This is a genomic window from Spirosoma harenae (assembly GCF_054776975.1).
Genome location: NZ_BAAHBD010000053.1, coordinates 43922 through 55956, shown reverse-complemented (window position 1 = coordinate 55956; position 12035 = coordinate 43922). Strand labels below are relative to the sequence as shown.

The following is a 12035-nucleotide window of genomic DNA, read 5'->3' as shown; positions in this document are numbered from 1 at the left end:
CGAAGATAACCCCCGTACCGCGCAATTCGTGTCTTACTTCATCAGTTTATTTTTCCCGAATTGACGTAAAAGTCGGAGAGCAGTGCCAGAAATTCTTCTTTGCGTCGGCGGGATACTTCGACTTCGGAATTATCGCTCAGCCAGACTTGACCGCCGTCGCCTTTTACGTAGCGTTTAATGTGTTCCAGATTCACGATATTGGACTGGTGGACGCGGAAAAAGTAGTAGTTGTCCAGAATTTCCTCGTACTCTTTTAGCAGTCGCGATACGACAATGGGTTTGCTTCCGACCAGATGAAATTTGGTATATGATCCCAGGGATTCGCACTGAATAATATCATTCATTTGAATGAAATGGATACCTTCAGCCGTCGGTAGAGCAATTCGCTGTTGGGCATTTTTCGTTCGTTGACTCAATCCTGGTCGGGGCTCGTCAATGTGCTCCTGTAGAATTTTTAACTGCTGCGGACTAACACTTACCAACTGCGATTTGTATTTCTCAACGGCAGCCTGCAACTCATCGGGATCGATTGGTTTGAGCAGGTAATCGATGGCGCTGAACCGAAATGCTCGGATGGCGTACTCCTGATAAGCGGTGGTGAAAATAACCCCAAAGTCAGCTTTTTCGAAGGACGCCAGCAAATCGAAACCCGTTTTGCCTGGCATCTGAATATCGAGAAAAACCAGATCAGGATGCTCTTTTTGAATGAGTTCGATGCCCGAATCTACATTTTTCGCTTCTCCACAAAGTTCAACGTCGGGACAGAGGAGTTGAAGCAGGTTTGTAAGTGCCTGGCGGGCATTGGTTTCATCGTCGATAATAACAGCGCGGAGCTTTTTCATACTTCAAGGTTTTTCAAGGGGAATAATCATGACTACACGGGTTCCGACCGGCTTGTGCTGATCGTCAAATAAATCAATTACATCGAGTCGGGCTTCGCTGTCTTTTCGGCGTAGCGAATCAAAAATGCCTTTCGTCATTTCCTGTCCACGCGAAATATGGCCTTCCTTTCGAGGAGCAAAGGTGCGACCAACACCCGTATCTTCGATCTGACAGACAATGTGGTTTAATTCAACATGGGCCGAAATGGACAATTTCTTTTCGCCCTCTTTGGGCATTAATCCGTGCCAGATCGCATTCTCAACATAGGGCTGGAGGAGCATAGGCGGCAGCATGGCATCCAGTAATTGTTCATTGTCTTCGATATCAAACGAATAGGTGAATTCGTGGTTAAACCGAAACGCTTCAATCTCGACGTACATGCGTAAGGTGTCGATGATTTGCTCGAATCGCAAATACTGGTGATTCGAGTTCTCCATGATCCGACGCACCAGCTTCGAGAACTTCGACAAATATTTAGCGCCTTCAATGCCCTGATTCGTCAGTAAATAATGCTGAACCGAATTGAGCGAATTGAACAGAAAATGCGGATTCATTTGCGATTGAAGCGCTTTCAGTTTCAATTCGGTCATCTGCAAATCTAATCGATTTCGCTCGTCAAGCGTAGCAACGCGCCATCGCATCAAGGCAACAACTACAGCGCCAATTGCCAGACCAATAAGCGTTCGGAACCACCAGGTATTGGTAAAATAGGGATTTACGGTTAAGTTGATGGCCAATGGTGTATCGTTCCAGACACCAAAGCCATTTCCACTTTTGACCAGCAACCGATACGATTTTGCGGGTAAATTGGTAAACGAAACCGAATGCTGGCTCCCCAGATCGACCCATTGGTCATCAAATCCTTCTAGCTGATAACTGTACCGATTTTGCGAATTCGGCTCAAAATTCAGGGCCGAGAAGCTAAACGAAATAGCATTCTCATTCGGATTCAGCGTAATGCCTTGCGTAATATCCTGATTGAGCGGATTACCCCGTACTTCGACCGAACTGACGACGATTTTTGGGATGGTTTTAGCCGTACTCGTTTGATTAATCGTGAGCAGATTAATAGCGTTGGTATGGCCTAATAATAACTCTTTATCGGGTTGATAAAGAAACCCAAACGGATAATTGCTGCGAAGTCCCTCAACGGTCGTGAGGTGTTTGATTTTTCGGGTTTTCGGATCGGCAATATGAATACCTTCGTTCGTGCTGAACCACAAATTACCGCTCGGATCTTCGGCGATGTTCGAGCAATACGTGTCAGATAGAGCATCGTTCAAGTGGCTGAAACTCGTCAGAATTTGCCCCGATGACGAAATTTTGGATACACCTCCCCAACTTGCAATCAGAATCGAATGATTAGCGCCGAACTGCATTGCGTTGATACAATCGCCACCAATGCGCAGCCCTTTGTTGCCCGGCAGTGATTCGATATTGATGAATTCAGATTGAGTCGGATTCGATCGCTTTTCGTTGAAATAATACAGTCCGTCGGAGCAGGTAGCAATCCAGATTCGTCCGTCGGCTCCTTCCTGAATGGCCTTGATGTAATTATTGGTAAACGCTTTTTGAGTTGCCTGTTTCGTCCATAGTGTCAGTTCTTTATGGGTGGCTGGATCAATTACTTTTAACCCCTCAACCATATTCGCAATCCAGAAACGCCCTTTTCGGTCGATCAATGCGTCTCGAAATTCGGTGGATTTAAACAGAGTACTGGCAACCGCCCAGCGCGAGAAGTTGCCAGTTTGGGGATCGCCCACAAAAACACCTTTATCCGTAAACGCATACGGTCGATCCTGAATCCAGCGAAGTTGGTACGTATTGGCGTTGATTGGAAACGGCTTTAACTGAAAGTGATTGGTAGCCGGTTTCCATTCCAGAACCCCTGAATGCGATAGCCCTAACAGATAATTTCCGCCCGATATTGCTAAAATACTGGTGACTTGAACCGGCAACCGGACCGCGCTGGCAGGCAGATCGACCGTACGAATTCCTAAGTTTCGATAGCGATATTTATAAATACCCTCGCGCGTACAAATCCACAGAATCCCATTGTCCTTATCATCATACATATCCTTAATATGTATGCCACTATTATTGAATTCAGCAAGGGTGTACAATTCGTTCTGTTCTGGGTAATAAATGCTAACGCCGTTGTCAGTACCAACGAAAAGGACGTTTTGCCCGTTTTCGTCCTGCGATTCCTGACCGCAGATCACGTTTTTGTGTTCAAACCCCTGCTTTCGGAACGTGAACGTTTGATTTTTTGGAGAGTACCGAATCAGCCCAGACTCGTAACCTCCCAGCCAGATATTTCCAGCTGCGTCTTCGAAGGCTTTACTGAGTCGAACGGCTTTCCTGTTTTGGGGGTCGATAGCTTCTTGGCCGAGCAGACAAATTAATCTGTCGCGCGAACGATCGTATTTATAAAGACCCAACTCTGAAATGACCCAAAGCGTATGCCGGGAATCTTCAAAAAAACTGGCGTATTGATATACATTCCCAGATACCGATGCGGTTAGCGAGTAGGTGTGGAGTTTTTTTCGGGCGATGTCGTAGCGTTTTACCGAACTATAGTCGCACATCCAGGCCTGGTCGAAGGAGTCAACGACAACCTGCTCGTGTAAGTCGTTGCTAGGGTCTTTATCGTCGTAATTATTAAGGAGTAATGTGTCGGTTCGTAGCGTTTTAGGATTGATCTTGCAGAGACCTTTTGTATCAATCGACGCATAAATATCGCCTTTTGAATCGGCTGAAACGCCGGAGCAATAGCCTAATTTCGGCCCTGGCAGCGATTGAAACGTATAGCCATCGTACCGACAAAGATTACGCCCCGTGCCGATCCACAAAAAGCCCTGCCGATCTTTCGTCATGCACCAGACATCGTTAGAAGGTAACCCCTCTTTGATAGTCAGGTGGTCGAGTGTTAGGTGGTGTTTTTGAGCATTGGTTCCCCAACAGGTAAGGCATACCAGTAGGACAACCAATGTGTACTTCATAGACAAACCGACTTTGAGTTTTGCGAAAAATAGCGAGTAATCTGATTAATCCCGAATTGGTTACTCTACCTGGCTCTTCTCGCGCGCTGCCTACCAATTTTTAACCGGATTCGCTTCTAAACTAATGCATTACGTGTTCGCTAAAAGATGACAAGAACAAACAGGACGATGAGTGTCATAAGCACCAATACAATCCAGTCAAATTCTTTTTCAACGAACCGAAACAATCCTTTCGCAAAGGATTTCGAATCGCTTTTTTTAGTGAAATAATCGCCCCGTTCCATACCGTCGTCCTCCTTATTCTTATGCGGTTAGAAAATAGTTTTAAAAATGCTTCCTGATTAGTTCGTAAATAATGCAGATTGATATCCGGCGCAGAACGATTGAAAAGTGGTAGCCCTGAATTGATATGTGGTTCACACTTTTCCGATCTTTTCTGAGAGCCAGATTTGCCTATTTATCTTCTCGTAGATGGCATAAATAATTGATATTCTGTTATTTGCTAACTAAAGTTACGATGTTAAAATAGGGACGATAAGGAGAAATCGACAACGGGTACTCCTGACTTTACAACTGGTGGCAATAAGCCTAAAACCGGCAGATAAATTATACGGTATTTGATGGATGCTTTTTTATTGCCTGTCCGTACTGTAGTTTTGAAACTTATAGATTCAATCCGTTTACTTGTGTAATTTATGTTAGCCAAAACATTTGGTGCGGCTGTTTATGGCGTCAATGCCAGCCTGATTACGATTGAAGTCATTGTTGCGCAGGGATTACATTTTCATTTGGTCGGTTTGCCCGACAGTGCTGTAAAAGAAAGTGAGCAGCGTGTCGAAGCGTCGCTGAAGTTCTTCGGCTATCGAATGCCCCGTCAGAAAGTGGTCGTGAATCTGGCTCCTGCCGATATTCGAAAAGAAGGCTCAGCTTACGATCTGCCGATTGCGCTCTGTGTGTTGCAGGCCTCCGAACAAATCACCGCTCAGCGCAATCTGGAAGAGTACGTAATTATGGGCGAACTAGCTCTGGATGGTACGTTACGACCGATAAAGGGTGTATTGCCTATTGCGATTGAAGCCCGAAAAAAGGGCTATAAGGGGTTTGTTTTGCCGGTAGAAAATGCGCAGGAAGCCGCTATTGTTAACAGCCTGGATGTGATCGGCGTAGCGAATATGCAGGAGGCCGTCGAGTTTTTTGAAGGCAAGAAAGATATCGAACCGCTGGTAAGTGATACCCGCGATTTGTTCATGTCGCAGATAAATGCCTATGAAGCCGATTTCTCGCATGTACAGGGGCAGGAGAACATTAAACGAGCGATGGAAATCGCGGCTGCGGGTGGGCATAATGTAATTATGATTGGCCCTCCCGGCGCAGGAAAAACCATGCTGGCCAAACGTTTACCGAGTATTCTGCCGCCGTTGACATTGCAGGAAGCTCTGGAAACGACCAAAATTCACTCAGTAGCGGGTAAGCTCGGTGCGCGAGCCAATTTGATGGCGACCCGCCCGTATCGAGCACCGCACCATACGATTTCGGATGCTGCGCTGGTGGGCGGTGGGAGCTTTCCGCAACCGGGTGAAATTTCATTGGCGCACAATGGCGTCTTGTTTTTAGATGAATTGCCTGAGTTTAAACGTTCGGCGCTGGAAGTGATGCGCCAGCCGCTGGAAGATCGGAAAGTGAGCATCTCCCGCGCGAAATGGGCCGTCGAATTTCCGGCCAGTTTTATGCTGATTGCCAGCATGAATCCGTGCCCATGCGGATATTACAATCATCCGGAGAAAGAATGCGTTTGCGGATCGGGTGTTGTGCAGAAATACCTGGCCAAAATCAGCGGCCCCCTGCTCGATCGGATTGATCTACACGTTGAAGTAACCCCCGTTTCCTTCGATCAGATGACCGCCAATCGACCTGCCGAACCCAGCGAAGTGATTCGGGAGCGGGTAATCAAAGCGCGGGATATTCAAACGGCTCGCTTTGCTAACCAGCCGGGTATTTATTGTAATGCCATGATGCCGTCGCAAATGGTAAAAGAAGTGTGCGTCATCAGCGATGCTGGACGGATTCTTCTCAAAACGGCCATGGAACGACTTGGACTTTCGGCCCGTGCCTACGACCGAATTCTGAAAGTATCGCGAACGATTGCGGATTTAGCTGGCAGCGAAGAAATCAAAATAGAGCACCTGGCCGAAGCCATCCAATACCGAAGTCTAGACCGCGAAAGCTGGGCAGGGTAGAAGGATTTATTACGTTTTTGTCATTCTGAACGAAGTGAAGAATCTCAAGATTACCTAAGAAGAGACTTTGAGATTCTTCATTTCGTTCAGAATGATAAAGCATTATTTTGAGGTATCTTTGAGTTAGTAGACGACTCTAAAAATATATACTAATGACAAAGATCTTACACGTATTGAATGGCGACTCGACGGCCTATTCGTTTGCGAAATCCGGTATACCCGGCGATGTAGCTGTTTGGCGAGAAATGCTTTCTGAAGGACCGTTGCTCGATGTTTCCCAACCTATTGAAAAACTCTGGAATCTCCGTGAGAATTGGATAACGTCTGAATTCGGTGATCGCCAGCAAGAAGAAGAGGATACCTATCATCAGAAAGTCGTGGCCGAGTTCAATCGAATTTACCAGCTAGGAGAATACGATGAAATTATCCTTTGGTTTGAGCACGACCTGTTTTGCCAGATCAATCTGGTTTTTCTACTTAACTGCTTCTCCCGCATCGATTTAGGGCAAACGAAGTTAAAACAGGTGTCGATCAATCAATTTGAGGGCATGCCTAATTTTAAAGGATTAGGTGAGTTGACAAGCAATCAATTGGCTTCGCTCTACCCACATGCCGAATTGTTGACGGATTATGAATTAGCCTTATCCGCTCGTGTCTGGTCGGCCTATGCAATCTCCGATATAGCTGCCTTGACGAATTTATTAACAGAAGATTTTGGTCGATTGCGTTATCTGCACGACGCGCTGGTAGCACACATCGCTCGTTTGCAGGTAGACACAAACGGATTATCGCTCATCGAAAATCAATTGCTTGCTCTAGTTCAGAAATCGCCTAAAACATCCCGACAGGTAGTTGGCGAATGGCTTGCCAGCGACCGTATTTATGGCTTAGGCGACTGGAGCATTGAAACCTATCTGGATCGATTGATTCAGCAGCAAGTCATTCAGGAAAAAAGCGGTTTGTTGGTGGTGTAGAGCAAAGGGTTAGGGCATGGGGTAATAGTATTTTATAACAATACCCCTATGCCCTACCCCCTATGCTATTCTGATCGAAGGGATTTTACAGGATTCACTAAGGCGGCTTTGATGCTCTGGAAACTCACGGTTAGTAAGGCGATAGCAATGGCAAGTAATCCGGCAAGAACGAAAACCCACCAATCGATGCCGATGCGATACGCAAAGTCAGTAAGCCAGGTGTGAACGGCGAACCAGGCCAGGGGAGTTGCAATGAGGATAGCAACCAGAACCAATCGCAGGAAATCTCTGGAAAGCAGCGCGATAATACCAGTTACGGATGCTCCCAGCACTTTTCGGATACCGATTTCCTTGATGCGTTTTTCGGCCGAATAAGACGCCAGGCCAAACAGGCCCAAGCACGAAATGATAATGGCCAGCGATGCCAGAATCCCAACAATTTCGCTTACCTGAAGATCGGCGCGGTAGAGTTCAGCAAAATGTTCATCCAGAAACGTGTATTCAAATGGATATTCCGGTGCAATTTTTTTCCAGATTGCTTCTACCTGACCGATTGCCTCCTGTGCTTTGTCGCCATTGATACGGACCGACATTTCGCTATAGCCCCAATCTCGCTGGTTGAAAATACAGAGCGTTTCAATTTTATGGTGGAGGGAATTGAAGTTAAAATCCTTGGCAATACCCACCAGCGTACCCAGCGAATCCATGCCGCCGAATCCAAATCGTCGCCCAATTAACGATTGGATTGGTTTGCCGGGATGTTCTTTCAGAAGCTCTTTAGCCAGCGTTTCGTTGATGATGTACGTTCGGCCGCTTTCCTGTTTACCAGGTAAGAAATTTCGACCCGCCACGAGCGGGATTTTGTAGAGCGTCAGGTAATCGGGATCGACAATAACCTGCGAAGATACCAGCTCTCGAGCGGGGCCATCGCCCTGGAATTTCACGCCTGTCTGATGCAGATTATTGCCCAGTCGCTGCTGCGACGCCGTTACGCCAAGAATGGCCGAGTTATTCACCAATTCCTGTTTCAGTGCGTCGTATTTCGGATTTGTTTTGGAATTAAGTGGGATCACTAACACCTGTTCGCGGTTGAAGCCCGTATCGCGGGTACGCATGAATCGTAATTGTTTGACGGCAAAAATGGTAGCAATGATCAGGAAAATGGCGCTGGCAAACTGGCCAACCACCAATACGTTGCGGAATGTTAGTTTACTACGCCCTGTCTCCAGTGAACCTTTCAGTACCTTTGTTGGCTGAAACGAAGACAGAAAAGCGGCCGGATAAAGTCCAGAAAGAGCCCCGATAACTACAGTTACGGCCAGAATCAATAGCAATAAAAGAGGATTGCTAAATAGCGGCAAATCCAGCTCGCGTTGACTCAGAGAACGGGCCAATGGGATGGTTAATTTTACAATCAGAATAGCCAAAACCAGCGCCAACAAAGCTACCAGCACCGATTCACCGATGAATTGGCTGGCCAGTTGCAAACGAATTGCTCCGACCGATTTACGAATACCAACTTCTTTAGCCCGCCCAGCCGAGCGGGCAGTAGAGAGATTCATGAAATTGATGCAGGCAATTACCAGCACGATCAGGGCAATTACGGAGAAGATATAGGTGTAGTTGGCGTCGAATTTCTGGTAATTAATGTAGTCGTGTGTGATCTGAACGGAGTTGGCGTGAACGTCTTTTAGGGGTTGGAGAAACAGCTCGTAGAATTTCCAGTTTCCCTCACGCATGTGTTTTTTCAGATAGGCAGGGAATTTCCGTTCCAGCGCTGCTACGTCCGTATTCTTGGCCAATTCCAGATACGTAACCAGCCAGTTTCCTCCCCAATTGTTTGCATCGTCCTGACTGACAAACGTTTTGAGTGAAAATAAACCTTCGAACTGAAGATGAGAGTTTTTGGGCGTATTGGCCAGAATGCCCGTTACCGCGAACGTAAGCGTATCCCGACCATAATAAGTCACCGATTTTCCGATTGGGTCGTTTGTTCCAAACAGTTTGGCCGCTCCTTCCTCAGTTAATACAACACTCCCTGGTTCTTGCAGAACGGTACTGCGATCTCCTTTCAATAGTTCAAAATCGAACAGTTGCAGAAACGTCGAATCAACCCGGAGCATGTTGGGATAAACTACCTTTTTATCCTGATGCATTAAGGTCACTTTATTAAACTGGGTGATTCGGGTAAAATTCTGAACTTCAGGGAATTCGCTTTTCAGCGTTGAACCCATCGGATACATGGATAAGGCCACATTTTGCGGAGCCACCATACCCTCAAACTTCTGGACTTCATCGAGTCGGTAGATGTTTTTACGGTGAAGCCCATCGAAGCTTCGTTCGTAAAATACGAATACCATAATGAGCAGACAGGTGGCCATTCCGATGGCCAGACCAACAATATTGATGGCCGAAAAGCCTTTGGCTTTCCACAGACTGCGCCAGGCGATTTTGAGATAGTTTTTAAGCATAGGGCAGGGGATTTAGGGCATAGAGCTTGGGGCTCGGGACATAGGGGTAAAACGAATTACCTTATGCACCGAGCCCCAAGCCTGAACTTATTCTGTTTTTAAAGACTTTACAGGGTTCATTAATGCAGCTTTGATGCTTTGGAAACTGACGGTTATCAGAGCGATCAATACAGCTGCGATCAGCGCAATCAGGAAATACCACCAGGCTAGTTCGATACGGTATGCGTATTTTTCGAGCCAGCCACTCAGGAAATACCAACCTAGCGGGAAGGCAATAAAGGCCGCCAGAATCACGAGAAGGATAAACTCCTTCGATAGCATCCCGACCAGATTTGGCACGCTGGCCCCCAACACTTTCCGAATGCCAATTTCTTTGGTCCGTTGCTCCGCCGTGAATGCCGCCAACCCAAACAATCCCAGACAGGAGATAAAAATGGCCAAAAATGCAAAGTAGCTCGACAACTTACTGACCGTATTTTCCGCTTTATACAGATTCGCAAACTCCTGATCGGTGAACAGATATTTGAATGGAAAATGCGGGTTGAATTTCTTGATAGACGCTTCCATACTGGCAACGGCCTGTTTGGTCTGGCCAGCCTGCGTACGCACTAGTACAGTTCCCCAGTTTCTTGTTGTGTCATTGCCACGTTGTAAATGCAGAATCAGTGGTTCGATGGCTGTATGAAGAGAATTATAATGGAAATCTTTCATCAGACCGATGATTTTCCCTTTCCGACCCCACATTGTCAGCTCTTTACCAACCGGATCTTTGTAACCGATCTTTCGGGCCGACGCTTCATTAATGATGTAATTGCTGGTATCAGTCGTAAAATCCTTCGAGAAATCGCGTCCGCCGATCAGCTTGATACCCATCGTTTTAATGTATTCATACGACACAGCATTCTGACTAAAAAGCATCAGTTGAGTTGTGTCTTTTCCCGGCCACCGAACACCCTGCGTCGAGCTTCCCACTTCGAGCGGGTCCGATTGGGCACAGGTTACTGATTTAATACCGGGTTGACGTTCCAGTTCCTGGCGGAATGCTGGGAAGTTCCGCTGTAAATCACCCTCCAACGGCATATATAGCAGATTTTCGCGGTCGTAACCAAGGTTTTTGTTCTGGATAAACTGAATCTGTTGATACACGACTAACGTCCCCAAAATCAGCATGATCGACAGTCCAAACTGAAGTACGACTAACCCTTTTCGGAAATAGGTAGAACTTGCTTTAAACTTCAGCGATCCTTTCAAAATCACCACCGGATTCAACGAAGACATGAACAATGCCGGGTAACTTCCTGCAACCAAACCCGTAACGACTGACAGGCTCAGCAGTAAGAATAAGAAGGTGGGATTTGCGAAGTCGAGAGATAACTTTTTGCTTGTCAGTTCATTGAATACAGGCAGAATCAATAGGACAATTAGTATCGAGAAGAGTAGTGAAAGCAACGTAATTAACATCGATTCGCCGAGGAACTGCCCTACCAGACTTTCTTTGTAAGCCCCCACTACTTTGCGAACTCCCACTTCTTTCGCCCGCTTAACCGAACGGGCAGTAGCCAGATTCATGAAATTAATACAGGCAATCGCCAGAATGAAAATGGCAACGATAGAAAAGATGCGTACGTACTCGATTCGCCCCCCGTTCTGCTTGCCGCCCTCCCAATTCGAATACAGATACGACTCGCCATAATTTTGCAGAAACAACTCAACGTTGCTATCCTTATTCTTGGTTTTGATGTAGTTTTTGATCTTGGCGTTTACCTTATCGACAGATGCGTTTTGCGCTAACAGTACAAAACAGCGGGGGCCATTATTACCCCATTCCTTCGCCCATTTATTCGTTTTCAGCCAGCGGTCGTAGCTCATCAGATAATCGAATTTTAGCGAGGAGTTGTCGGGCATATCGGCCAGGATGCCCGTCACCATCAGATCGTCTGTGTTATCGACCCGAATGATTTTGCCCATTGGGTCTTTCCCTTTGAAATATTTATCTGCAATCTTCTGCGTAATGACTATACCATCGGGCCGTTTGAGGGCCGTTTTCGGATCGCCCTCTTTGAGTGGAAACGAAAACATGGTAAGGAAATCGCCCTGCACAGAACGTCCTTTCTCTTTTTCAAATGTACTCCCCACCGTAAACAAGGTCGATTCTTCCCAGAGCATCTGACTGGCCATCTGAATTTCGGGGAAATCTTTAACGATATTTTCCGCCAGAATACCAGGGCTTGATGCGAACGTGTTGATAACGCCTACATAATGCTGGTTTTCCATGACCCGGTACAGTCGGGCGTCATTCGTATGAAACCGATCCATATGCCGTTCGTCCTGCACCCAAATCATGATGAGTAGACTACAGGCCATACCGAGCGCCAGGCCCAGAATGTTAATGAAGGAGAAGGTTTTGTTTTTCCAGAGGTTTCTCCAGGCGATTTTGATATAACTGCGTAGCATGGGGCAGAGGGGTAA

At 46.5% G+C, this 12035-nt stretch carries 6 protein-coding genes; 2 read left to right on the top strand and 4 right to left on the bottom strand.

From position 1 onward, the window contains the following. Window positions 1-41: 41 nt before the first annotated feature. Window positions 42-842 (bottom strand): LytR/AlgR family response regulator transcription factor, encoded by an 801-nt coding sequence (locus ACYVE4_RS31940; RefSeq protein WP_461044487.1) that lies wholly within the window; start codon window positions 840-842, stop codon window positions 42-44. A 3-nt stretch (window positions 843-845) separates the two neighbouring features. Further along, complete coding sequence (locus ACYVE4_RS31935) at window positions 846-3884, bottom strand: two-component regulator propeller domain-containing protein (RefSeq protein ID WP_461044486.1); 3039 nt, start codon at window positions 3882-3884, stop codon at window positions 846-848. 695 nt (window positions 3885-4579) lie between these two features. Between ACYVE4_RS31935 and ACYVE4_RS31930 the strand changes: the two genes are divergently transcribed. Both ACYVE4_RS31930 and ACYVE4_RS31925 read left to right on the top strand, forming a co-directional pair. Further along, window positions 4580-6121: a YifB family Mg chelatase-like AAA ATPase gene (locus tag ACYVE4_RS31930; RefSeq protein WP_461044485.1), complete on the top strand. Its 1542-nt coding sequence runs from the start codon at window positions 4580-4582 to the stop codon at window positions 6119-6121. A 152-nt stretch (window positions 6122-6273) separates the two neighbouring features. Continuing rightward, a complete protein-coding gene (locus tag ACYVE4_RS31925; RefSeq protein WP_461044484.1) occupies window positions 6274-7095 on the top strand; it encodes a DUF1835 domain-containing protein in 822 nt (273 codons plus the stop codon). A gap of 65 nt (window positions 7096-7160) precedes the next feature. Here ACYVE4_RS31925 and ACYVE4_RS31920 read toward each other — a convergent pair whose 3' ends face one another. Continuing rightward, on the bottom strand, window positions 7161-9566 hold the full coding sequence (locus ACYVE4_RS31920) for an ABC transporter permease (RefSeq protein WP_461044483.1): 2406 nt from the start codon (window positions 9564-9566) through the stop codon (window positions 7161-7163). A gap of 87 nt (window positions 9567-9653) precedes the next feature. Next, a complete protein-coding gene (locus ACYVE4_RS31915) occupies window positions 9654-12020 on the bottom strand; it encodes an ABC transporter permease (RefSeq protein WP_461044482.1) in 2367 nt (788 codons plus the stop codon). Window positions 12021-12035 lie beyond the last annotated feature (15 nt).